Origin of the sequence: uncultured Sphingosinicella sp. (assembly GCF_963974575.1) — a bacterium.
GTDB lineage: Bacteria > Pseudomonadota > Alphaproteobacteria > Sphingomonadales > Sphingomonadaceae > Sphingosinicella.
This window is the reverse complement of the sequence record NZ_CAXBBQ010000002.1, coordinates 392,725-415,832: the sequence shown is the minus strand read 5'-3', so window position 1 is coordinate 415,832 and position 23,108 is coordinate 392,725. Positions and strand designations below refer to the sequence as shown.

At 63.8% G+C, this 23,108-nt stretch carries 24 protein-coding genes; 15 read left to right on the top strand and 9 right to left on the bottom strand.

Annotated features, from left to right (window positions below; genetic code table 11):
• The first annotated feature begins 40 nt into the window (after positions 1 to 40).
• Complete coding sequence (locus AAC014_RS05085; protein WP_339704957.1) at positions 41 to 445, top strand: hypothetical protein; 405 nt, start codon at positions 41 to 43, stop codon at positions 443 to 445.
• A 362-nt stretch (positions 446 to 807) separates the two neighbouring features.
• On the opposite strand, the gene AAC014_RS05080 is transcribed toward AAC014_RS05085, so the two are convergent.
• Positions 808 to 1,752, bottom strand: a complete 945-nt coding sequence (locus tag AAC014_RS05080; RefSeq protein ID WP_339704954.1) for a homocysteine S-methyltransferase family protein — start codon at positions 1,750 to 1,752, stop codon at positions 808 to 810.
• A gap of 236 nt (positions 1,753 to 1,988) precedes the next feature.
• Between AAC014_RS05080 and AAC014_RS05075 the strand changes: the two genes are divergently transcribed.
• Positions 1,989 to 2,642: a TetR/AcrR family transcriptional regulator gene (locus AAC014_RS05075; protein ID WP_339704951.1), complete on the top strand. Its 654-nt coding sequence runs from the start codon at positions 1,989 to 1,991 to the stop codon at positions 2,640 to 2,642.
• A 3-nt stretch (positions 2,643 to 2,645) separates the two neighbouring features.
• Here the strand turns inward: AAC014_RS05075 and AAC014_RS05070 are convergent, their stop codons facing one another.
• Together AAC014_RS05070 and AAC014_RS05065 are read right to left on the bottom strand one after the other, a co-directional pair.
• Complete coding sequence (locus tag AAC014_RS05070; protein WP_339704948.1) at positions 2,646 to 3,686, bottom strand: alkaline phosphatase D family protein; 1,041 nt, start codon at positions 3,684 to 3,686, stop codon at positions 2,646 to 2,648.
• Positions 3,686 to 5,932: a TonB-dependent receptor gene (locus AAC014_RS05065; RefSeq protein WP_339704945.1), complete on the bottom strand. Its 2,247-nt coding sequence runs from the start codon at positions 5,930 to 5,932 to the stop codon at positions 3,686 to 3,688. The genes AAC014_RS05070 and AAC014_RS05065 overlap by 1 nt, the downstream gene beginning before the upstream one ends.
• A 310-nt stretch (positions 5,933 to 6,242) precedes the next feature.
• On the opposite strand from AAC014_RS05065, the gene AAC014_RS05060 reads away from it, so the two are divergent.
• The 3 genes from AAC014_RS05060 (at position 6,243) to AAC014_RS05050 (ending at position 8,837) form a co-directional block, all read left to right on the top strand.
• Complete coding sequence (locus tag AAC014_RS05060) at positions 6,243 to 6,662, top strand: rubrerythrin family protein (protein WP_339704942.1); 420 nt, start codon at positions 6,243 to 6,245, stop codon at positions 6,660 to 6,662.
• 229 nt (positions 6,663 to 6,891) lie between these two features.
• Entirely contained in the window at positions 6,892 to 8,229 is a 1,338-nt protein-coding gene (locus AAC014_RS05055) for a heterodisulfide reductase-related iron-sulfur binding cluster (protein WP_339704939.1), read from the top strand.
• A gap of 14 nt (positions 8,230 to 8,243) precedes the next feature.
• Positions 8,244 to 8,837 (top strand): DUF3501 family protein, encoded by a 594-nt coding sequence (locus AAC014_RS05050; protein WP_339704936.1) that lies wholly within the window; start codon positions 8,244 to 8,246, stop codon positions 8,835 to 8,837.
• Here AAC014_RS05050 and AAC014_RS05045 read toward each other — a convergent pair.
• The 3 genes from AAC014_RS05045 to AAC014_RS05035 form a co-directional block, all read right to left on the bottom strand.
• A complete protein-coding gene (locus AAC014_RS05045; protein ID WP_339704934.1) occupies positions 8,834 to 9,022 on the bottom strand; it encodes a PLD nuclease N-terminal domain-containing protein in 189 nt (62 codons plus the stop codon). The genes AAC014_RS05050 and AAC014_RS05045 overlap by 4 nt on opposite strands.
• Positions 9,023 to 9,041: 19 nt before the next feature.
• A complete protein-coding gene (locus AAC014_RS05040) occupies positions 9,042 to 9,245 on the bottom strand; it encodes a hypothetical protein (RefSeq protein WP_339704931.1) in 204 nt (67 codons plus the stop codon).
• 62 nt (positions 9,246 to 9,307) lie between these two features.
• Positions 9,308 to 10,588, bottom strand: coding sequence for an amidohydrolase family protein (locus AAC014_RS05035; protein ID WP_339704928.1), 1,281 nt, complete (start codon positions 10,586 to 10,588; stop codon positions 9,308 to 9,310).
• Positions 10,589 to 10,653: 65 nt separating this feature from the next.
• Between AAC014_RS05035 and AAC014_RS05030 the strand changes: the two genes are divergently transcribed.
• From AAC014_RS05030 to AAC014_RS05020, 3 genes are read left to right on the top strand one after another with little or no spacing between them, the layout of a single operon-like run.
• The gene (locus AAC014_RS05030) at positions 10,654 to 11,790 is read left to right on the top strand and encodes an MFS transporter (protein WP_339704925.1); all 1,137 of its coding nucleotides are present in this window, start codon (positions 10,654 to 10,656) and stop codon (positions 11,788 to 11,790) included.
• A gap of 59 nt (positions 11,791 to 11,849) precedes the next feature.
• The gene (locus tag AAC014_RS05025) at positions 11,850 to 13,037 is read left to right on the top strand and encodes an aromatic ring-hydroxylating dioxygenase subunit alpha (protein ID WP_339704922.1); all 1,188 of its coding nucleotides are present in this window, start codon (positions 11,850 to 11,852) and stop codon (positions 13,035 to 13,037) included.
• A gap of 36 nt (positions 13,038 to 13,073) precedes the next feature.
• Positions 13,074 to 14,684 carry an NAD(P)/FAD-dependent oxidoreductase gene (locus tag AAC014_RS05020; protein ID WP_339704919.1) on the top strand — a complete coding sequence of 537 codons (1,611 nt, stop codon included), beginning with the start codon at positions 13,074 to 13,076 and terminating at the stop codon, positions 14,682 to 14,684.
• Here the strand turns inward: AAC014_RS05020 and mtgA are convergent.
• Positions 14,681 to 15,349, bottom strand: a complete 669-nt coding sequence (gene mtgA, locus AAC014_RS05015; protein WP_243445387.1) for a monofunctional biosynthetic peptidoglycan transglycosylase — start codon at positions 15,347 to 15,349, stop codon at positions 14,681 to 14,683. The two genes, AAC014_RS05020 and mtgA, sit on opposite strands and share 4 nt — an antisense overlap.
• 101 nt (positions 15,350 to 15,450) lie before the next feature.
• On the opposite strand from mtgA, the gene AAC014_RS05010 reads away from it, so the two are divergent.
• Positions 15,451 to 16,422 (top strand): L,D-transpeptidase, encoded by a 972-nt coding sequence (locus tag AAC014_RS05010; RefSeq protein WP_339704911.1) that lies wholly within the window; start codon positions 15,451 to 15,453, stop codon positions 16,420 to 16,422.
• Between the two features lie 2 nt (positions 16,423 to 16,424).
• Here the strand turns inward: AAC014_RS05010 and rpoH are convergent, their stop codons facing one another.
• Together rpoH and AAC014_RS05000 are read right to left on the bottom strand one after the other, a co-directional pair.
• Positions 16,425 to 17,333 carry an RNA polymerase sigma factor RpoH gene (gene rpoH, locus AAC014_RS05005; protein ID WP_339704908.1) on the bottom strand — a complete coding sequence of 303 codons (909 nt, stop codon included), beginning with the start codon at positions 17,331 to 17,333 and terminating at the stop codon, positions 16,425 to 16,427.
• A 59-nt stretch (positions 17,334 to 17,392) separates the two neighbouring features.
• Complete coding sequence (locus AAC014_RS05000) at positions 17,393 to 18,343, bottom strand: RluA family pseudouridine synthase (RefSeq protein ID WP_339704905.1); 951 nt, start codon at positions 18,341 to 18,343, stop codon at positions 17,393 to 17,395.
• Between the two features lie 17 nt (positions 18,344 to 18,360).
• Here AAC014_RS05000 and AAC014_RS04995 point away from each other — a divergent pair, with 17 nt between their 5' ends.
• The 6 genes from AAC014_RS04995 (at position 18,361) to AAC014_RS04970 (ending at position 23,090) form a co-directional block, all read left to right on the top strand.
• A complete protein-coding gene (locus AAC014_RS04995; protein ID WP_339704903.1) occupies positions 18,361 to 18,765 on the top strand; it encodes a M67 family metallopeptidase in 405 nt (134 codons plus the stop codon).
• Positions 18,766 to 18,775: 10 nt separating this feature from the next.
• Complete coding sequence (locus AAC014_RS04990; protein ID WP_339704900.1) at positions 18,776 to 19,012, top strand: cold-shock protein; 237 nt, start codon at positions 18,776 to 18,778, stop codon at positions 19,010 to 19,012.
• 66 nt (positions 19,013 to 19,078) lie between these two features.
• The gene (locus AAC014_RS04985) at positions 19,079 to 19,714 is read left to right on the top strand and encodes a histidine phosphotransferase family protein (protein ID WP_339704897.1); all 636 of its coding nucleotides are present in this window, start codon (positions 19,079 to 19,081) and stop codon (positions 19,712 to 19,714) included.
• A 57-nt stretch (positions 19,715 to 19,771) separates the two neighbouring features.
• The gene (locus tag AAC014_RS04980; protein ID WP_339704894.1) at positions 19,772 to 22,228 is read left to right on the top strand and encodes a chemotaxis protein CheW; all 2,457 of its coding nucleotides are present in this window, start codon (positions 19,772 to 19,774) and stop codon (positions 22,226 to 22,228) included.
• Entirely contained in the window at positions 22,225 to 22,662 is a 438-nt protein-coding gene (locus tag AAC014_RS04975) for a chemotaxis protein CheW (RefSeq protein WP_339704891.1), read from the top strand. The genes AAC014_RS04980 and AAC014_RS04975 overlap by 4 nt, the downstream gene beginning before the upstream one ends.
• Before the next feature lie 62 nt (positions 22,663 to 22,724).
• Entirely contained in the window at positions 22,725 to 23,090 is a 366-nt protein-coding gene (locus AAC014_RS04970; RefSeq protein WP_339704888.1) for a response regulator, read from the top strand.
• Positions 23,091 to 23,108 lie beyond the last annotated feature (18 nt).

The window sequence follows — 23,108 nt, the reverse complement described above, 5'->3', positions numbered from 1 at the left end:
ATACAGTCAAGCTTCGCGCGGAACCGCGGGGGCGCGCGCTGTGAAGACGCCGTATGACGATGACCGCAGGTTGAGGCGCAACGAACTGGACGATATCCGCCAGGCGCTCGTCGGCGCCGAAGCGCAGCTTTCGGTTTTTGCCGGGGCGATCGTCGATGCCGATGCGACGCTGCGCCGGGAGCGGGAGGCACGGGCGGCAGGGCCTCCGTTCGATATCAGCCCGGATGCGGCCGTGCGCCGATCTGAGATGCTCCGTCTTGCGCGGGAGCTTGCGCGGCTCGAAGACGAGATCGAGCGCCTGCGTGCCGCGTTGCTCGTGAAGTTCGAGGCGTTGCGCCCGATCGAGACCGCCAGCGAGGACTATTGCACCGCGAAGCGCGCGGAAGCCGCCCGGAAGGGGACGGTTTTGTCCGATGATGCTGCACGCGGTAGCGTTGGCACCTAGCGCAAACGACCGGCAGCCGCACTGCGGCAACGACCGGCTTTTTTGCAACGGCTATGGTTTGCCCTGAGGTGCAAACCCGACGCGGCCGTTTCACGCGACCTGCTTCGTGAGGCCGAGCCGGCGCGATCTTGCATTCTGCGGCGGCGGCAAACACCGAAGTGGCGCCGCTGAGCTTGGTAAAGCTCATGATACCCGCAATGATGAAGAACCTGACGAAACGCATGATTGGTCTTCCTCCGCTATGGGAGGCAGCCATGGAGCGGCGGCGCGGGCGGGGAGGGGACGGCCCCGCGCCGCCGCGGTTCGGGCGATCATCGGTTAGCGGCGCCGGTGCGAGGGTGGGGACCGGCCCCGGTTTCCGATTACGCCGCGAGTGCGTGGGCGCACATGGCGCCGACATGACGATGATCGGTGCCGCAACAGCCCCCGAGCACGGTGAGCGCAGGGAGGGCCCTCAGCAGCGCGGCATTCTGCGCTCCGAGTTCGTCGGGATTGCCGTCATCGAGTTCGGGCGCTTCGTTCAACTCGGCGTGACTCATCCGCGATGCGTTGGTGCGAAGTCCGCGCACGCGCCGCGTCCAGTCGCCGCTTGTTTTGAGTACAGCGCCGAAGTGATCGGGGTGGGCGCAGTTGATCATGTAATAGGCGGGAAAGCCCCCTGTTGCATCATCGACGGCGTTGATCGCCTCGGCAAGTGATTGACCGGTGGGCAGGCAGCCGTCCGTCTCCAGCGTGAACGACAGCGCGGCGGGAAGCCCTGCAGCTTTTGCGGCGCGGGCGATGCCGATGGCCTCTGGCGTATTGGTCATGGTGATCGCCGTCACCATGTCAGCGCCCGCTTCGGCGAAGGTTCTTGTCTGGAAGGCGTGGTAATCGAGGGCCGCGTCGACGCTCATGATTGCATCTGCCACGTAGCCGTCGCCGCGCGGACCGATGCAGCCGCTGACGACGACGGGCATCTGATCATTCGCATACCTAGACTTGAGTTCGTGCATCAACGCGATCGACTCGCGGTTGCTCTCGGCGAGCGCTGCCTCGGAGTAGCCGAGCAGCGCCCCCCAGTCAGGACTTGCCCGCCACGTTGGGCTCTCGAGGATGAAGCCAGTGCCGTTCGCCTGCGCAATCTCCAGATAGCGGAGGTAGTAGGCGTGAAGTGTCCTGCGGCCTTCCTGCGTGCGCATGAGGTCGAATGCAGCAAAATGCGGCAGATCGATGCCGTCGTGGAAAATCAATGTGGTTTCGAGGCCGCCGTCCGTAAGGAAAAGGCGATCACCAAGCTGTGGCAACGTCTTGAAAGTGTTATGCATGAACAATGGTCTCCGTGCGCCGTTCGTCGGCCTGTCGCGGTTGAACATCGTCCAAAATCAGAGCGCTCTCTAGAAGGTGAGTGGTGCACAAATACTGATCTCCAGTATTTCTTTTTAGATCAGCGGCTTGTTTTGCCCGGACCTTTTTTACTGTGCGCAGAGCGCTACCGCGAAAATTAGCAAACCGTACCATTGGTATGGTAAACGTAGGTTCTGAAATCGGGCAGAGGGAGCGAATGAATGCGCCGATGACTTTGACGTCCCGCAAGGGCATGACGCGCGGGGAGGCGACGCGCGACCGCATTTTGGAGATTGCGGAAGCCTCCGTGCTGGCCAAAGGGTTTTCCAACACGTCGATCGACGAGATCATCGCCGCGGCTGAAATCACCAAGAGCGGATTTTTCTATCATTTTCGCGACAAGACCGATCTTGCGAAAGCGTTGCTGGAGCGGTTCATTCACGACGACAACGCCAAGCTCGACGCGATCTTTGCGCGCGCCCGGGATCTCTCCGACGATCCGCTACATGGTTTCCTCATCGGGTTGAAGCTCTTCGCCGAGATGATGGCGGAACTGGAAACCACGCATCCGGGCTGCATGGTTGCTGCGGTTGCGTATCACGATAAACAGTTCAATACTGAGGTGCGCGGGCTCAATGCTGCTGCAGTGCTCGGCTGGCGAAGCCGTTTTCTTGCCGCGCTTGAGGAGATCGCCGAGCGATATCCGCCGCGCGCCGACGTCAACCTTTCAAACCTAGCCGATATGCTCTCGGCACTGGCAGATGGCGGCATCATCCTGTCGCGCGTGCTGGATGAGCCGCGCCTCCTGTCCGAGCAGATTCTGCTCTATCGCACGTTCATTCGTCTGGTCTTCATCGGCGCGGGAGATTGAGGGTCAGGCCTGTAGGGTGGAAAGCCGCAGCGTTTGCGCGAGCACGATCCGACCTTCGACACTTTCCACCTCAAGCCTGATTTCCGGATCGCGCTGTTCCCAGTCGATGAGGATGCGGCCATAGTTCTGGCCCATGAACCCCTCGCCGACGCGTAGTCGGTTCGGGCCGAGGAACGGCCAGACTTCGGTGAGACCCGACGACGTGAGATCATAGAGTGGATACGGTACGCCCTCGGCGAGCCGCGAGAGCTCGGCGTAATGCGTATCGCCTGAGATCATGATGAGGCCGTTCACGTCGGCGAAGTCGATGAGATCGAGCAGGCGCTGATGATCGGCCTGATAGTTGATCCACGCTTCATAGCCGGGCGCATCGGCCAGAACCTGCGTCGAGGACGCGAAGATGCGCAGGTCGGCGGGCTGCTTGAACTCCGCCTCCAGCCATTCCCACTGCTCGGCGCCGAGCATGGTCGCGGCGGGGTCGCTGTTCACCAGATAGGGTCCGCGATCCTTCGGCTCCTCGGTGATGCCGATGAGGCCGGAGCGGAACCAGCGGTTGTCGGGCATGATGATCTGCACGCGCCGGCCCTCGGGGCCGATGATCGTGCTCGTGTAGTTGCCCGCCCGGCTGCGGCGCGGGCTCGCCTTCGGCTCCATCCAGAAATCGAGGAAGATGTCCTTTGATGCCTGCTTCATAGGATACTCGCGCCCGGCATCGTTCTCGCCGTAGTCGTGATCGTCCCAGATCGCGAGGCAGGGCGTCTTGCGGCGCAGGCGCTGGAAGCCTGACTTGGCGGCAAGCTTCGCGTATTTGGCGCGCAGCACATCCATGTCGCGCGTGTCGCCGTAGATATTGTCGCCGAGGAAGAGGAACAACTGCGGGTCGAAAGCGTCGACCCGGTCCCAGATCGGCTGCGGCTTGTCCTGATGCGCGCACGAGCCGAACGCGATGCGGCTGAGCGCAGTTTCGCCAGCGAGGGCGACGCTGGGGAGCGCGGCAAGCGCCGCGCCCCCCGCCATCACTTCGCGGCGGCTGACGCCTGCCATTAGAACGCGGCTTTCAGCGTCGCGAACACCTGGCGCGGTGCGGCGACCATCAGCGTCTGCGAGTCACCGCTGGTGCTGAAGCCGTTGGTGCCCACGGTCGATACGTATTTCTTGTCGAGAAGGTTGGTGCCGCTCACCTGCAGCTCATAGCCTTCCGCGATGCGCCAGCCGATGCTGGCGTCGACGATCGCGCGGCCGCCGACCGAGGCGTCATTCTCGTAGCTGTAGTAGCGCTTCGACATGTAGTTCACGCCGATGCGTCCGAAGAACAGTTCGCCGTCGTAGCTGAGTTCGCCCTTGGCGAGGTGCTTGGGCGCATCGACCGTGGTTTTGCCCTTGGTGAGGGCAACAACCCGAATTGCATTCGGATCGGAGGCGTCGATCACGTCGTCGCGATAGGTGGAGTCGTTGTAGCTGTAAGAGGCGAAGAGCTTGAAGCCTGCGCCGAGCTTCACTTCGCCTGCGGCTTCGAGGCCGTAGGAGCGGACCGAACCGACGTTCTGAAGCACGGCCGGATTGCCCTGAATACCGGCGCCTTGTGCGAAGGAAAGCAGGCGGTTGCGGAAGTTTACGTAGTAGCCGCCGAGGACACCGTTGAAGCTGCCACCGCGGAAGCGGATGCCGGCTTCGTAAGTGTCTGATTCTTCAGGCTTAAGTGTGCCTTTGATGGCGTTGAAACCATCTTGCGTGGTGCCGAAGGGGCCGCCGGTGGAGGAAGCGGTGAAGGCGCGCGCGACCTGCGTGAAGCCGCCGAACATCTCGAGGTAGTCGTTGATTTCGTAGGCGAAACCGGCGTGCGGCTGGAACCAGTCTTCGGCCTTGATCTTGCCCTGCGCGAAGGTGCTGACGACGATCGGCGTCGCTTCGTTGGTGACCTTGAAGCCCTTCCAACCGAGCGTGATCGTCGCGGCGCCGAGTGTGATGCGGTCTTCGACGTGATACTGCAGCGTTTCGGTGTCGAAATCCGATTCCCACTGCGTGAAGAACGGATCCTTCTGGAACTTGAGTGAATTCCGTGACGGGCTCAGGCGATCGGTGAGGCCGTAGAAACGCCGCGCCTGCTGGAAGTCGTTCTTCTCGTACCAGCCGCCCACGGTGATTTCGTTGAAGCCGATCTCGCCGGTGATGCTGCCGAACAGACCCTTGCGGTCGATGTCATATTCGGTCGTGCGGATCGAAAGCGGCGCACCGCCCGGTGTCTGCACATAAGGCGTATACCAGAGGCCCTGGCCTTCGTTGTTGTGCCAATAGCCCTTGAGCGCGACGCTGACCATGTCGGAGACCGGCGCTTCAACGCCCAATGCGGCAACATAGTCTTTGCGGAGACCAGCGGCATTGAAATAGGCGTCGTCGATGGTCGCGAAGGGAGCCGGAAGAGCCGTGCCCGCCCAATAGGCGTCGGCGACCTGAACCGCGAGGCGGTAGTCGCCCGAGATATTGTCCCAGTCATAGCCGAGGCGATCGATCATCGTGCTCGACATGTCCTGATAGTCGTTCTCGCGGCGGTCGGAGACGCTGAGCGTCGCGGTGACGCGCGCGTCGCCGAGTGCGGCGACGGCCTTGGCGTTCACCATGTGATGGCGCTGCTTGCCCACGCCCTTCCACTTGTCCATGCCGAGATAGCCATAGGAGATGTATGCGCCCGTGCCTTCGGCGCCGCCGATCTCGCCGCTTTCGAGGCGAGCGAAGGCGCGGATCGTGTTCTCGGTGCCGTAGCTGCCCGACGATTCGAGCCCGAAGTCGGGGGCGGGGGCGCGCGAGAAGAATTCAACGGTGCCGCCGAGGTTGTTCGTCGCCTGCGTACCGAGACCACCGGAACCCTGCGAAACGCGGGTGAGGCCGATGTTTTCGGGGCTGATCGCACGGTTGACGTGCAGGCCGTTGACGTTGCCGTAGCTGTGGTCGCCAAGCGGAATGCCATCGAGCGTGAAGCCGAGCTGGTTCTGGTTGAAACCGCGGATCGAAAGGCGCTGCGACCATTCATAGGCGCCGAAGGCGTCTGCAGACTGGAAGTTCACCGAAGGCAGCTTCTCGATCGATTTGAGCGGGCTCGTGCCCGGCGCCAGAAGCGCGATGTCGGCGGCATCGAGTTCCTGCACCTGCCGGGTTTGGCCGGAGCCGAACACGACGATTTCTTCATCGAGTGCAGCGGTCTCGGCGGCGGCCTCGCCGTTTTGGGCGAAGGCGGAATTGGAAAGCACGAAAAGACTGCTGGCGGCCAGCAACACGGCGCAAGTCGAACGCATGAAATCCCCCAATAAGTGCGGTAAAACGCGGTTGGCGGCGGAGGCCTAGGCGCGGCGTATGACGGCGCTATGCGATTGATATGAAGCTTTTTTGCACGCCCGATTGCAGATCGGAGGCGTTGCCGAATTGCTGCGAATGATTTGTATTATCTTGATGAATTGAGTGTCATTCATTGATCAGGTCGATCAGCTTCACGCAGAAAATGCGTTGGCGGTTGCGCGCGGCCGCAGGTAGCCTTGATGCTGAAATCGGGCCTGCGTCCGCGCCGCGCCGGTTTTCACGATCGATCATTGAGGAAGGAGAGGGATCATGGGACTTCAAGGCACGAAGACCGAAGACAATCTGAAGGCTGCTTTCGCGGGTGAGAGCCAGGCGAACCGCCGCTATCTCTATTTCGCGCAGAAAGCCGACGTGGAAGGCTACAACGATGTGGCCGCGGTGTTCCGCTCGACGGCGGAAGGCGAAACGGGCCACGCGCACGGCCACCTCGAATATCTCGAAGAGGTGGGTGATCCGGCCACCGGCCTCGCGATCGGCTCGACGTCCGACAATCTGAAGTCGGCGATCGCGGGCGAGACGCACGAATATACCGATATGTATCCCGGCATGGCGCGCACCGCGCGTGACGAAGGCTTCGACGAGATCGCCGACTGGTTCGAGACGCTCGCCAAAGCCGAAAAAAGCCACGCCGGCAAGTTTCAGAAGACGCTCGACACGCTCGACGCCTGAGAGGGCAAGAGCGGCAAGATCGTCCGCTGTGGGAGGCGAGGGGTGGGTCCGCGGGACCGGAGCCGCCCCTCCCATGGCCTCGAAAGCAGCGCTGCGAGCGTCCGTTCGGACGCACGGCAACAGTTCCCTTGCCGCTTCGAGGGACAGGCAGACACGTGTTTCGTGTGGGAATTCGCGCCGTGCGTCCGACCGGGCGCTTTTTTGAAGCCAGAACCGTTGGGGGACGCCGATGCGTGAGGGCAGTCTGGAGGCGCCGACGCGCCATCCGATCGATTGGGAAAACCCGGATTTCTATGACGACGCGAAGCTCGAAGCCGAGCTGACGCGCGTGTTCGATATCTGCCACGGCTGCCGCCGCTGCTTCAACCTGTGCGACAGCTTTCCGACCCTGTTCGATCTCATCGACGAATCGCCAAGCGGCGAGATCGACGGGCTCGATCCGAAGACCGACTACAAGCCGGTCGTGGACGCCTGCACGCTCTGCGACATGTGCTTCATGACCAAGTGCCCCTACGTGCCGCCGCACGAATGGGCCCTTGATGTACCGCACCTAATGCTCCGCGCGCGTGCCGTCGAGCATCGCAAGGGAGAGACACGCCTGGCCGACGCCGAACTTGCGAAGACCGACCGAAACGGCAAGCTCGCGAGCTTCCTGTCGCCGCTTGCCAACTGGGCGACGGATATCGGAAACGGCCTGACACGCACCGTGATGGAAAAGACCGCGGGCATCGACCGGGAGGCGTGGCTGCCGCCCTTTGCCGACACGCCGCTTGATCGCCGCGGCGATCTCGATCGGATCGAAGCCGACGCGGCGGCGCCTGCCGCCGGGCGCAAGGTGGCGCTTTATGCGACGTGCTTTGCGAACTGGAACATGCCCGGGCCGGGCGAAGCGGCGGTGAAGGTTCTGAAGGCGAACGGCGTCGAAACGCGTACCGTCTATCCCGGCTGCTGCGGGATGCCCAAGCTGGAGAATGGCGACCTTGCGGCCGTCGCCGCTCAGGCGCGAAGCGTTGCGGCCGCCTTCGCACCGCTCATCGATGATGGCTTCGACGTTGTGGCGGTGACGCCGTCGTGCGCGCTGATGCTGAAATTCGAATGGCCCCTGATGCTGCCGAACGATCCGCTGGTGGCGAAGCTGGCCAGGGCGACGTTCGACATCACCGAATACGTGGTCGATATCGCCAAAAAAGAGGGGCTCGCGCCCGGTATGCAGCCGCTCGGCGGCGACATCGCGATCCATCTGCCCTGCCATAGCCGCGCGCAGAACATGGGGCAGAAGGGCGCGGAGATGCTGCGGCTGATCCCGGAGGCGAAAGTCGGCGTCGTCGAACGCTGCTCCGGCCACGGCGGCAAGTGGGGCATGTTCAAGGAAAACTTCGCCACCGCGCTCAAGATCGGCAAGCCGGCGGGCCGCGCCATGTTGAAGACCAACGCCGCCTTCATGGTTTCGGAATGCCCGCTCGCCGGGCCGCATCTCAAGCAGGTGATGGAGCGTGAGGGCGGGGAAAGCGTTCCCCAGCAGGTGCCGCATCCGATTGAACTGCTCGCCAAAGCCTACGGGCTTTAAAAGAAAGACGCTCTATGTCCCGCGAAACCCGCGCTATCGAACCCGCCGACATCATGGATATGCGCGCCTACGGCGAGCAGCGGAAGGCGCTGCGGCTGGGGCAGGTCGAACAGAAGAAAAAGCGCCGTCTTTCGGTTGGACCGCACGTCACGGTGTTCTTTGAATCGTATGACAGCATGTGGCTGCAAATTCATGAAATGCTTTACATAGAGCGCGGCGGACCTGAGCAGATCCCGGACGAACTCGCAGCCTATAATCCGATGATTCCGAACGGCCGCGAACTCACCGCGACGCTGATGTTCGAGATCGACGACCCCAAGCTGCGCGCCTCCATTCTCGGGCGTCTCGCCGGCGTCGAGGATCATATCTATCTGCACCTCGGCGAAACGCGCATCGCGGCCGTGCCCGAAGGCGACGTCGAGCGCAGCCGGGAGGACGGCAAGGCGTCCTCCGTGCATTTCCTGCATTTCCCGTTCACGAACGCGCAGATCGCCGAATGGCGCAGCGGCCGCGGCACGGTGATCTTCGGGATCGATCATCCGCACTACGGCCACATGGCCATCATCGGCCCGGAGATGCGGGACGAACTGGGCCGGGACTTCGCCTAGAGTGCGGTCGCCCGATTTCCGCGCGGGCCTGCGAAGAACCAAACGAGTAGGCCGACCAGCGGGAATATGATGATGCCTATCGTCCATGCGATTTTGACGCCGGTTGTCGCGCCGCTGTTCCAGACGCTCAGCAACGCCCAGATGTCGAGCGCAAGAATAACAAGGCCGATAAGTCCATATTCCATGATTTGAATCTCCTGTTTGTCAGGCACTTTTGCCTTTGGCTGCCGCACGGCGGGCAGCTTCGAGTTCGGCGGCCTCGGCACCGTCAACGGCCTTCGCCGCCTCGCGCGCCTTGGTATCCACCTTGCCGGACTTTGCGAATGCGTGCTGCGCGTCCTGATATTTGCGCGCGCCTTCGTAGCTGCCTTCGCCTTCCAGCTTCAGGTTCGATTTTCGGTCTTCCATGAAACCCTCCATATCGTACCCGCTCATCCATCGAACGCAGCAGGGTCGGGAAGGTTGCGCCGTCAGCGGATGAGTTTGCCGCCCTTCATCACATGGTCGATGCGTTCAAGCACGCTGATATCCGCCAGCGGGTCGGCGGCAACGGCGACCAGATCGGCATAGCGTCCCGGCGCGACGACGCCGACATCTGCCGATTTGCCCATCAGCGCCGCCGCGCTCGTGGTGGCGGACTGGATCGCCTGCATGGGCGTCATGCCGTAGCGCACCATGTATTTGAACTGGCGGGCGTTGAGCCCATGCGGGAAGACGCCCGCATCGGTGCCGTAGGCGATCTTCACGCCCGCCGCGACGGCCTTGCGGAAGCCGATGCGCTGCGCCTCCGTCGTTTCGAAGTTCTTGCGCATGATCTCTTCGGGCCAGTGTTCGGCCTTGCCCATCTCGTCGATGAAATCGCCGTTGTAGACATCCATCACCAGCCACGCGCCTTTCTTCTTCGCGAGCTGGATGGCCTCGTCGTCGATCAGCGAGGCGTGCTCAATGGAGCGGACGCCGCCATTGAGTGCGATCTTGATGCCTTCGGCGCCGTGCGCGTGCGCTGTGGCATAGCTCTTGTAGCGCGCGGCTTCATCGGCAGCGGCGCGGACTTCAGCCTCGGTCATCTCGGGCGCGCCGGGCTCGGTGCCCGCTGCGAGCACCGCGCCCGTCGCGATCAGCTTCAGAAAGTCGGCGCCGCGCTGGAAGAGCATTCGGGATTTCGATTTGACCTCGTCCGGCCCTGCGGCGACCCCCATGCGCATGATCTCCGGGATCTCCACGTCGGGCGCCATACCCGTCACCTCGCCGCCGCCGCCGGGCACGGTGATGTAGGCGCCCGCGACCACCATGCGCGGGCCTTCAATGTAACCCGCTTCGATCGCATTCCTCAGCGACACGTCTCCGAAGGCGCGGAACGTGCCGACGTCACGCACGCTCGTGAAGCCCGCGTTCAGCGTGTCGCGCGCGTTCTTCGCGCCGATGAACGCAATGTCCTCAGCCGAATGAAGGAGGGGCTCGGCGACATTGCTGGTCTGGCCCCAATCGGAGAGGTGCGTGTGCATGTCGATGAGGCCGGGGAGGACAGTGAAGCCGGACCAATCCAGCACCTTGCCGTCGGCGGGCGGCGCATAGGGCGTGACGGCCGCAATGCGCCCGTCCTCGATGCGGATCAGCCGGTCGGTGAGGACCTTGCCGGTTTCGGTGTCGATCATCCGCCCGGCGCGCACGTAGGAGGTTTCCGCGAAGGCCGAGGTGGCGATCACGCCGGCTGCGATCAGCGCGCAGGAAATCCGCTGTAGAATCGTCATCCGTCCCTCCCTGTCCTCGTGTATCCTGCTGGACTACTATACACGCGTCAAATAGGAATTCGCCGATGATCATCGGGGGACTCATCGCAAGCATATCGCTCGCCCTCATCGCCATCGGCGTGATGACGACGCTCGTCCCCTTGTACGCAACCGGCCTCGGCTTCACCCCGCACCATATCGGTTGGATCGCCGGCATTTATTATGTGGGCTTCCTGATCGGGCCCTGGCTCGCCCCGCCGTTGGTGCAGCGACTGGGCAGCGGACGCGCGTTCGCCGTCGCCGCGCTCCTCGCGCTCGGCGGCATCATCGTGCTGCCGCTGTTCCCTGAGCCTGCGGCATGGGCTGCGTTTCGCTTCGTCTCGGGCACAGGCTTCGCGCTGCTCTACATCCTCGCCGAAGCCGGCTTGAACGCCGAGGTCGACAACGCCGGGCGGGGGCGGCTGCTCTCGCTCTACATGATCGCGAGCAAGGCGGCGCTCATCACCGGCCAGTTCGTCGTCGGACTGCTCGGCGTGAGCGGCTGGGCGCCGTTCGTCGTGGCTTCGACGGTGGTGGCGCTGGCCGCGATCATGCGGTTGAACATTCCCGTCGGCATTGCGCTCCCCGCGGCCGGCAGACTGCGGCCGCTGCGCATGATCCGCGCTGCGCCCGTCGCGATGGCAGGCTGCGCCCTCTACGGGCTGGGGGAGGCCTCGCTCTACGCGCTGGGGCCGGTCTATGCGCGCGCGATCGGGATGAGCGTCGCCGAGGTCTCGACCTTCATGACGGCGGTGCTGCTCGGCGCGGCCTTCGCGCAGTGGCCGCTCGGCTGGCTTTCCGACCGTATCGACCGGCGGCGCGCGATCCTGATCGGTGCAGTCGGTACTGTGATTGCGGGCTGCGCGCTTGGGCTTCCAGCGCGGCCGGGATTCGTCGTTGCCTTGGCTGGTGGATTTGTGATCGGCGGCTGCCTGCTGCCACTCTATGGCCTTCTCGTCGCGCTCGGGAACGATAGCGTCAGCCGGGAGGAGCGTGTGGAAATCGGCAGCGGGCTCGTCTTCGCCTATGCCGTCGGTGCGATGGTGGGGCCTCCCGTGGCGGCTGCGCTGATGGAGATGTCAGCCCGGGGCCTGCCGCTGTGGCTTGCGGGGCTCTACGCAGTGCAAACGCTTGTGCTTCTAACAGCGCTGCGCCGGCGGGTACCGCTCGCCCAGCCGCTCTGAAAGGACTTGTGAAGTACGCCTTTCTGTTATACACTTGTCTAATATAAATTGGAGGGTGGATGGCGACCAAGGCGACAGCGACGATCCAGGCGGATCCCGACGCGGGATGGAGCCTGCCGGCGTGGACCTATTCGGACCCGGAGTTCTTCGCGGCTGAGATGCAGCGTGTTATCCGACCTTCGTGGCAGGTGGTGTGCCACCAGAGCGACGTGCCGAATGTCGGCGATTACCATACGCTCGAATATCTCGGCGAAAGTATCATCGTGGTGCGCGGGCAGGACGGTGACGTCCGCGCTTTCACCAATGTCTGCCGCCACCGCGGCGCGCGGCTCGTCGACGGGCCTTCGGGCTGCGCGGTCGCGAAGAAGCTGACCTGCCCGTATCACGCATGGTCGTTCGATCTTGAAGGCAAGCTCGTCGGCGTGCCGCTGAAACAGAGCTATCCGGGGCTCGACCAATCGAAGCACGGCCTCGTGCCCGTTGACCTCGACGTCTGGCGCGGCTTCATCTTCGTACGGCTCGAAAATGACGGCGGGCCTTCTGTGGCCGAAATGATCGCGCCCTATGACCATGAGGTGGAGCCGTACCGCTTCGAAGATCTGCGCGCATTCGGTCGCGTTACGCTGCGGCCGCGTCACGTGAACTGGAAGAACGTGGGCGACAATTATTCGGACGGGCTGCACATCCCCGTCGCGCACCCCGGCCTCACGCGGCTGATGGGGAGCGGCTACGGCGTCGAGGCGCAAGAGAACGTCGACAAGATGTGGGGGCCGATCCGGGAACGGCTTTCCAACAACCCGTCCGAGAAGGCGTACCAGAAGTATTTGCCGCATGTGCCGTACCTGCCGGAGGAGCGGCAGAAACTGTGGACCTATTTCAAGCTGTGGCCGAACGTCGCCTTTGATATCTACCCGGATCAGGTCGATTTCATGCAGTGGCTGCCGGTCTCCCCGACCGAAACACTGATCCGCGAGATCAGCTATGCTGTGCCCGATGATCGCCGCGAGATGAAGGCCGCGCGCTATCTGAATTGGCGCATCAACCGGCAGGTGAATGCCGAGGACACTTGGCTGATCAGCCGCGTGCAGGATGGCATGGCATCGGAGAGCTTCACGGTCGGTCCGCTCGCGGAGACGGAGGTCGCGCTCCGCAACTTCTGCCGCAAGATCCGCGGCCTGATCCCGGAAGCGCGCCAGCACCGTTCACCACCGCCGGGATGGAGCCGGCGCCCGCACGCTGCGAATTGAAAACACAAAAGAAACAAAAAATACAGGGGTGCTGTCATGACCAAACGCTATGACGCCGTGATCATCGGCGGCGGCCACAACGGCCTTGTTTGCGCCTTCTATCTCGCGCGGGCGGGCCTGAAGGTGCGTATGCTCGAACGCCGCGATGTGATCGGCGGTGCCGCCGTTACCGAGGAGTTCCACCCGGGCTTCCGCAATTCGGTGGCGAGCTACACGGTGAGCCTGCTTAATCCCAAGGTGATCGCCGACATGCGGCTTGCGGACCACGGTTACCGCGTGATCGAGCGGCCGGTTTCCAACTTCCTGCCGCAGGACGACGGCCGCTACCTGATGCTCGGCGGCGGGCTGGAGCGCACGCAGGCGGAGTTTCGCAAGTTCTCCAATCGCGACGCGGACGTGCTGCCGCAATATTACGACGCGCTGGAAACGGTGGCCGACGTGCTGCGCGACCTGTCGCTGAAGGCGCCGCCCAACGTCGGTGACGGCGTGAAGACGCTGATCGATGCCGCGCGGCAGGGGCGCCGCCTCGCCGGACTGCCGATAGAGAAGCAGCGCGACGTGCTCGACCTGTTCGTGAAATCGGCGCGCACCTTCCTCGACAGCTGGTTCGAGAGCGAAGCGGTGAAGGCGGCGTTCGGCTTCGACGCGGTGGTCGGCAATTACGCGAGCCCCGACACGCCGGGTTCGGCCTATGTGCTGCTCCATCACGTATTCGGCGAGGTGAACGGCAAGAAGGGCGCGTGGGGCCACAGCATCGGCGGTATGGGCAAGATCACCGAGATCATGGCGAAGGTGTGCCGCGACCTCGGCGTCGAGATCAGTCTGGAGAGCCCGGTCGACAAGGTGCTCGTGGACGGCGGCAAGGCGGTCGGCGTGCGGCTTTCGGGCGGCGAAGAGATCGCGGCGGAGCGCGTGATCGCCAACGTGGGCCCGCGCCTGCTGTATGACCGGATGATCGACGCGGCCGATCTGCCGGCAGATTTCCTGCGCCGCATCCGCGCCTTCAAGACCGGGTCAGGCACGTTCCGCATGAACGTGGCGCTTTCGGAGCTGCCACGCTTCACGAGCTTGCCCGAGCCGGGCGAGCATCTGCAGAGCGGCATCATCATCGCACCGACGCTTGATTACATGGACCGGGCCTTTCTCGACGCCAAGCAGTTCGGCATGTCGAAGAGGCCGATCGTCGAGATGCTGATCCCGTCGATCGTCGACGACAGCCTCGCACCGGCGGGGCAGCATGTCGCCAGCCTGTTCTGCCAGCAGTTCGCACCCGAGCTGCCGGACGGGCGCAGCTGGGATGACGAGCGTGAGACGGCGGCGGACGTGATCGTCGATACGGTGGAGGCTTATGCGCCGGGCTTCAAAGCTTCGGTGATCGCGCGGCAGATCCACTCGCCGCTCGATCTGGAGCGCAAATTCGGGCTCGTCGGCGGCGACATCATGCACGGCAACATGTCGCTCGACCAGTTGTGGTCGGCGCGGCCGATGCTGGGGCACGGCGCCTATCGGGGTCCGCTGAAAGGCCTCTACATGTGCGGCGCGGGCACGCATCCGGGCGGCGGCGTGACCGGCGCGCCGGGACACAATGCGGCGCACGAAATTCTGGCGGACGCGACGTTCCTCGGCAAATTGCTCAGGCGGGCCTAAAGCCCAAGACAGGCATCGAACCCTTCATTATCGACCACCCGCGTCCACCGCTCGATACGCTTCGCATAGCGGGCGGTGTAGCCGCGCGGGTTGCGGGCGTCGCGCTTGATGGGCGAGGGGAGCACGGCGACGAGCCGCGCGGCCTCGCGCCGTGTCAGCGACTTTGCGCTCTTGTCGAAATAATGCTGAGCCGCCGCTTCGGCGCCGTAGACGCCGATGCCAAATTCAGCAACATTCAGATAGACTTCCATGATCCGCTTCTTGTCCCACATCAACTCGATGAGGACGGTGAAATAGGCCTCCAGCCCCTTGCGCAACCAAGAACGGCCCGGCCACAGGAAGGCATTCTTCGCGACCTGCTGGCTGACCGTGGAGCCGCCGCGCAGCTTGCGGCCTTCGGCGTTCGCCTCCATCGCCTTGCTGATCGCCTCGGTATCAAAGCCGAAGTGCGAGCAGAACTTGCCGTCTTCGCCCGCGATGACGGCGCGCGGGAGATCGGGATCGATGTTCGAAAACGACGTCCAGTCGCGCCTCACGTCCTTACCGGCGATGAAGTCCTTCGCCATCGGCACGGTGAACGGCACCGGTACGAAGCGGTAGAGCAGCACCCACAGAAGGGTGAAGGCAATCAAAATGAGCAGCGGCCGGACGATGAACCGGACCACCCACGATGATTTGCCCCGTCTTGCCCCTCTAGCCACGGATCGTCTCTAGCGTGCGGAGCATTTGTGCTGCAACGGTGCGCTGAGAGATTCGGGAGAATTTGATGCGTTATCCGTTGCTCACGGCGCTTGCTCTCGTCCTTGCGGTGCCCGCGGCAGCGCAGGGCGCGAAGGAGTCGATGCCGATCTCGACGCCTGTGGAGGCGCTGAAGCCGGGCGAGTGGGTGTGGTATGACGCTGTGGCGCCCGAAGGCCCTTCCATGCTGATCGTCAACCTTTCGACGCAGCGCGCCCAACTTTACCGGAATGGCGTACGGATCGGTGTCACCACTGTCTCTACGGGCAAGAAGGGCAAGGCGACGCCCACAGGCATCTTCACGATCCTTCAGAAGAAGAAGGAGCATTACTCCAACCTCTACAACAACGCGCCAATGCCCTACATGCAACGCCTGACGTGGGACGGGATCGCGCTCCACGCCGGCAACCTGCCGGGCTATCCGGCCTCGCACGGCTGCATCCGGATGCCGCTCGCCTTCGCGCAGAAGCTCTACGGCGCGACCAGCCTCGGCATGACGGTGATCATCGCGGACGAGAAGACGGACACCGCCTATATACGCGACGCCGGCATGTTCCTGCCGCTAGACCCGGCGGATTCGACGGATCTTGAAAACATGCGCTACCGCTGGCAGCCAGAGAAGTCTCCCGAAGGCCCCGTCACAATCCTTGTCAGCCGCGCGGACAGCCAGATCGTGGTGTTGCGCAACGGCAAAGAAATCGGCCGATCGAAGGTGCGCTTCCCCGAGGGCGCTATCGGCACGCACGCCATCACACTTGCTGCGGTCGAAAACGGGGTCGAACGCTGGCAATATATCGAACTTCCGGGTTCAGGTGACGTGAGCGGCACGCCGTTCGATCGCGCGCAGTTCGCCAGCATCGGGATGCCGCGCCAGTTTCGCCTCGACGTGCGCTCGGTATTGGTGCCCGGCACCACGATTTATGGAACGGACGACCCCATTGTGCGGTCCAAGACCGGGAGGACGCTCACCGTCATTAAGGATTCAGGCCAGCCCGAGTAGTTTCACGCGTCTTCGAGCAGGTGACGCTCGGTCGCGAGCTTGTGGATCGCCTTTTGCAGCTTTTCGAAGGCCCGGACTTCGATCTGCCGCACGCGCTCTCGGCTGATGTCGTATTCCTGGCTGAGTTCTTCGAGCGTTTTCGGCTCCTCGGCGAGGCGGCGTTCGGTGAGGATATGACGCTCGCGCTCATTGAGCACCGCCATCGCTTCGGCGAGCAGCGCAGCGCGGAGGCTGCTTTCCTCGCGTTCGGCGACGATTTCGTCCTGGATCGGGCCTTCGTCGGTTAGCCAGTCCTGCCACTGACCATCGCCGTCGGTATCGGCGCGGAGCGGCGCGTTCAGGCTGGCGTCGCCGCCCATCGCCATGCGGCGGTTCATCGAGATGACCTCGTCGGCCGTCACGTTGAGGTCGTGTGCGATCTTTTCGACGACTTCGGGCCTGAGGTCGCCTTCCTCCAGCGCGCCGATCTGGCTTTTCATGCGGCGGAGGTTGAAGAACAGCTTCTTCTGCGCCGCCGTGGTGCCGATCTTCACCAGGCTCCACGAACGGAGGATGAACTCCTGGATGGAGGCTCTGATCCACCACATCGCGTAAGTGGCGAGGCGGAAGCCTTTGTCGGGCTCGAACTTCTTCACGCCCTGCATCAGGCCGATGTTGCCCTCCGCGATCAGCTCGCTGACCGGCAGGCCGTAGCCGCGATAGCCCATGGCGATCTTGGAGACGAGGCGGAGGTGGCTCGTCACCAGCCGGTGTGCGGCGTCGGTATCCTGATGCTCGCGCCAGCGCTTCGCCAGCATGAACTCTTCTTCCGGCGCAAGCAGCGGAAACTTGCGGATTTCCGAGAGATAGCGGTTCAGCGAGGCTTCGCCGCCAAGGGCGGGAATGGTGGCTGGGAGTTTGGCTTCGGCCATGATCGAGACTTTCGGTGGCGGCAGGGTTTCTGCGGAAAATTTTCGGAGGCGCGCACGATTCAAACGGCAAGCGCCTCTATGAGTTCCTGAATATCAGACGGGACGGGGCTTTCAAAAGCGAGATTTTCTTGGGTGCGCGGATGCACAAGTTGCAGCGAGCGGGCATGGAGCGCCTGCCTGCCGAACCCGAGCGATTTGAGGATATCGCGGTGACTTGCGCGTGCGCGGCCATAGAGTGGATCTCCCAATAACGGATGTCCGCTTGACGCCATATGAACGCGCACCTGATGCGTGCGGCCCGTTTCGAGGCGGCATTCGACGAGCGCGGCATCCTTCAAGGGTTGGAGCGTGCGGTAGTGCGTGACCGCGTGCTTGCCCTTGCCGGGGGAAACAATGTCCATTTTTTTCCGGTGCACGGGATGGCGGCCGATCGCACCTTCGATTCGACCGGCGGGGGGTGAGGGTCGACCAGCGACGACGGCGAGATAGCGACGACCGATGCTGTGCGTGGCGAACTGTTTGGCGAGGCCTTCGTGAGCGAGGTCGGTCTTGGCGACCACGAGCAGCCCGGAGGTGTCTTTGTCGATGCGGTGGACGATGCCGGGGCGCGCGACGCCGCCGATGCCCGAAAGCTGCCCCGCGCAGTGGTGGAGGAGGGCGTTGACCAGCGTGCCGTCCAGGTTGCCCGCCGCCGGGTGGACGACGAGGCCGGCGGGCTTGTCGACGATGATGAGGTCGGCGTCTTCATAGACGATGGTGAGGGGGATCTGCTGGGCCTGCGCGGTGGCGGGCGCGGCTTCGGGAACCGAGACGCTAACCTTTTCGCCGCCGACGACACGCAGGGAAGGGGTAGGGCGCTTGCCCGCGACCGTGACCGCGCCTTCAAGCATCAATGCCTTCAGCCGTTCGCGCGAAAGGCTCGGCACGGCATCGGCGAGCGCACGGTCGAGCCGCTGCCCGGCGGCATCGGCCGGAAGAATGACGCTTATGTTCGACTTGCCCCCGCTCATTGGATAGCGATGTTGGCATGATGTTTCGAATTGCAAGGCAGACGCTTGCGGAAATTCGCGCCGATTGCGCAGCGCGGGCACCTGAAGAAGCCTGCGGGCTGTTGCTGGGGCGCGATGGCGCGGTCGAAAGCAGTGTTGCGGCCGAAAATGTCGCGGACGAACGGCTGCGGCACTTCGAGATCGATCCTGCTGCACTGTTCGCGGCGCATCGCGGTGCACGGAGCGGGGGGCTGCCCATGCTCGGCTGCTACCATTCGCACCCGGATGCACCGGCGTTCCCCTCGCGGCTCGACGCGGAGCGGGCGCTCGATGCGGGGTGGGTCTGGCTCATCCTTGGTCAGCACGGCGAAAAAGCCTACCGTGTCGTCGCAAACGGCCCCATACACGGGCGGTTCGAAACGGTAGGCATCACAATAATCTGAGGGGCAGGCGGTGGCGCGCGGGGAAGTCAAATGGTTCAATCGGAAGAAAGGCTTCGGTTTCATCCGGCCTGACGTCGGCACGCGCGATGTATTCGTACATGTTTCGGCTCTGCATCAATCGAACATCACGTCGCTTGAGGACGGTCAGCATGTGGAATTCGAGCTGACACAACTTGCGGACGGTCGAACATCGGCGATGGGCGTGCGGATTATCGAGCCCTCTTCGGACGAATCCGCCGCGCTTTGAGCGCTTGCGCGGGCGACTGCGACCGATTAGGCGGGAAGAAAGACCCCGGAGGGAGCGGCAAATAAGATGAATTCGGCCGATTTTGCGAGCCTGCTGTGCTCTCGGCTTTGCCATGATCTCGTCGGGCCTGTGGGCGCGCTTTACAACGGCGTCGAGCTGCTGGTCGATGAGCACGATCCCGAAATGCGCGCGCGCTGCATGGAATTGCTCTCCGACAGCGCGCGGCAGACCGCGAACAAGCTGAAGTTCTTCCGGCTCGCATTCGGTGCGGCGGGCGGCTTCGGCGACCAGGTCGACACGCGTGAGGCACAGGCCGCGCTCGAAGGGCTGTTCGGCGCGGAACGCCGCGTGGCGGTGCAGTGGATGATCGGCAACCCGGCGCTGCCCAAGGACGCGGTGAAGCTTCTGCTCAATCTCGCCATGATCGCCGGAGATGCGCTGCTGCGGGGCGGCGAGCTTCGTGTCGCGGCCGAGCAGACAGGCGACGGTGTCGAACTCGCGGTGCGTGCGGAAGGCCCGCGGATGCTGCTTGATCCCGAGCTTCGGACCGCGCTTGGCGGCGAAACCGACGTCGCGCAGCTTACGCCCCGCGCGGCGGCGGCCTATCTGGTTCATCTGCTGCTCCAGGAAACCGGCAGCAGCCTGCAGATTTCCGAGCCCGACGAAGGCGTTCTCGTATTCGGGACGCGGATCTCCGTTTAGCGCGGCATTAACCACTTCCGGTCAAGGTGGCGCGGCGCGCATAGACCGGGATGGAACATGGACGAGTTGCTTGGCGATTTTCTGGCCGAAACCGCCGAAAATCTGCAAACCGTGGACAATGAGATCGTGCTGTTCGAGCGCGATCCCGGCAACCGCGACGTGCTCAACAACATCTTCAGGCTGGTGCATACCATCAAGGGCACATGCGGCTTTCTGAATTTGCCGCGCCTTGAGCGGCTGGCGCACGCCGCCGAAACCGTGCTCGGCAAAGTCCGCGATGGGCAGGCCCAAGTGACCCCCGCCGTGGTGAGCGAGACGCTGTCCGCGATCGACGGCATCAAGGTGATTCTCGCGGCGCTTGAGGCGTCGGGCAAGGAACCGGCCGGAGACGACGAGGACCAGATCGCGCGCCTGAACGCCGCGATCGCGGCCCCCGAAGCGCCGAAAGTGGAGATGATCCCCGAGACGGTGAATGCGGCGGAGCCCGAAGCGGGTACGGGCCGGGGTATCCAGTCGATCCGCGTGTCGGTCGCGCTGCTCGAACAGCTGATGACGACGGTTTCGGAGCTGGTGCTGACGCGCAATGAACTGCTGCAGCACCTGCGGACGCTGAAGGACGACCGCCTCGCGGTGCCTCTGCAGCGGCTGTCGGCGCAGGTCGGCGAGCTGCAGGAAAGCGTGATGCGCACGCGTATGCAGCCGATCAGCAACGCATGGAGCGCGCTGCCACGACTGGTGCGGAGCCTTTCGGTCGAACTCGGCAAGCCGATCGAACTCGAGATGCACGGCGGCGAAACCGAACTCGACCGGCAACTGCTTGAACTCATCAAGGACCCCCTCGCGCACATGGTGCGGAACGCGGCCGACCATGGCATCGAGGCGGCCGAGCAGCGCAAGGCCGCCGGCAAGGACGCGCGCGGCCGCGTCGTGCTGAAGGCAGCACAGGAAGGCGGGCACATCGTCATCACGCTCGCCGACGACGGGCGCGGCATCGATGTCGCCCGGCTGAAGGCGAAGGCCGTTGCTCTCCGCCTCGTGACGGAAATCGACGCGGCACAGCTTTCCGCGCAGCAGGCGCAGCGGCTGGTGTTCCACCCGGGGCTTTCGACCGCCGAGCAGGTGACATCCGTATCCGGGCGCGGCGTCGGCATGGACGTGGTGCGCGCGAACATCGAGAAAATCGGCGGGGCGATCGACATCGAATCGACGGCGGGCAAAGGCACGCAGTTCACGATCCGCATTCCGCTGACGCTCGCGATCCTGCCCGCGCTGATCGTGGCATCGGGCGGCCAGCGCTTCGCGATGCCACAGATGTCGGTTGTCGAGCTGGTCCGTGTGGGCGCGAACAGCGAGCATGTCATCGAATATGTGAACAACGCCGCGGTGATGCGCCTGCGCGGCCGACTGCTGCCGCTGATCCACCTCGGCACGCTGCTCGGCATCGGCAATGGCCGCGGCGGGGGTGACTATGTGCTGATCGCGCGCGCCGGGAACATCAGCTTCGGGCTGATCGTCGACAACATCTTCGATACCGAGGAGGTCGTGGTGAAGCCGGTGGCGCCGATCCTGAAGACGCTGAGCGTCTATTCGGGGAACGCCATTCTGGGCGACGGCGTCGTGATCATGATCCTCGATGCGAACGGAATCGCTGCAAGCCTTGGAATCGCTGGAGAAAGCGATGTCAGCGACACGCTTGAAGCGCCCATACGCGAGGTCGCTCAGGAAACCGAGGCGATGCTGCTGTTCCGCGCGGGCAGCCCGCATCCCAAGGCTGTGCCGCTCTCGCTCGTTGCGCGGCTCGAGGAGTTCGAGGCCGCTGCCGTCGAATGGAGCGAAGGTCGCCCGGTCGTGCAATACCGCGATGTGCTCGTGCCGCTGCTCACGGCCGACGGTACGTTGACGCCGCGTCCGGAAGGCCGCCAGCCCGCGCTGATCTTTGACGACGGCACCACCATCGTGGCGCTGATGGTCGACGAGGTGCTCGATATCGTCGACACGCATATCGACATCTGCATGACGAGCGATCATCCGGCGCGGATAGGCACGGCCGTTATCGCGGGCCGGGCAACGGAAATTCTTGATGTCGCGTACTATCTTTCGCGGACGGGCAGCGCTGCTGCCCCCGCCGAGGCCACGGGTGGCCGCCGCGTGCTGATCGTCGACGACAGCGCCTTCTTCCGCAACATGCTGAAGCCGCTGCTGGCTTCGGCCGGCTACCACGCGATGACAGCGGCGAGCGCGGACGAGGCGCTGGCGCTGCGTGAGACCGGCGAATGTTTCGACCTCATCCTTTCCGATATTGAAATGCCCGGCCTTTCGGGCGTCGATTTCGCGCGTGCCGTGCGCGGCGACGAACGCTGGCGAGAAACGCCGCTCGTGGCGCTCTCTTCGCTCGCGGGCGAGGAGCACGTTCGGCAGGGCGAGGCCGCGGGCTTCGACCAGTACGTCGCCAAGTTCGACCGGTCGCGACTGCTCGATGCGGTCGCCCGCCAGCTCAAGGGAGAAGCCGCATGATCCCGGCGAAGCTCGTTTCCGTCGTGCTCGGCGGGCAACTGCTCGGCATCGATGTCGCGCAGGTGCAGGACGTGATCCGGCTGGGCGCGGTGAGCCCGGTGCCGCTGGCGCCGCGCTGGATCGCCGGCGTGATGAACCTGCGCGGCCGCATCGTCACCGCGATCGACCTTCGTGCGCGCTTCGGCCTTTCGCCTCGGCAGGACCGGGCCGGATCGATGTGCGTCGTGGTCGAACATCGTGGCGAACCCTATGGCCTGATCGTGGACGACGTCGGCGATGTGATCGATGTCGATCCCGACCAGATCGAGCCCAATCCGCCGACGCTCGACCGCCGCTGGCAGCAGGTTTCGGACGGTATCGTGAAACTGGATGTGTTGATGGTGCTCGCCAGCGTTCGGGCGATCATGGATGCCGACCTTGCGGCCGCTGCTTAACGCGAATGCAAGACTTTCCCGTCATGAAACAATTGGCGTAATCCTCTGTGTGAGAGCCTGTGATGAAATCGTGTCTCATAGTCGACGACTCCAAGGTCATCCGCAAGGTTGCGCGCCGCATCCTTGAGGACCTGAGCTTTGCGACCGAGGAAGCGGCGGACGGGCGCGATGCGCTTGAACAGTGCCGCCAGGCGATGCCCGACGTGATCCTGCTCGACTGGAATATGCCCGTGATGAGCGGGATGGAATTTCTTTCGGTGCTGCGCGCCGAACAGGAGGGCAAGCGGCCCCTCGTCGTCTTCTGCACCACCGAAAACGACATGGCGCACATCCGCGCCGCGATCGATGCGGGGGCGGACGAATATATCATGAAGCCCTTCGACCGGGACGTGATCGAAGCCAAGCTCGCACAGGTCGGCGCGCTCTAGGTCACTCGGGGCCCCGAG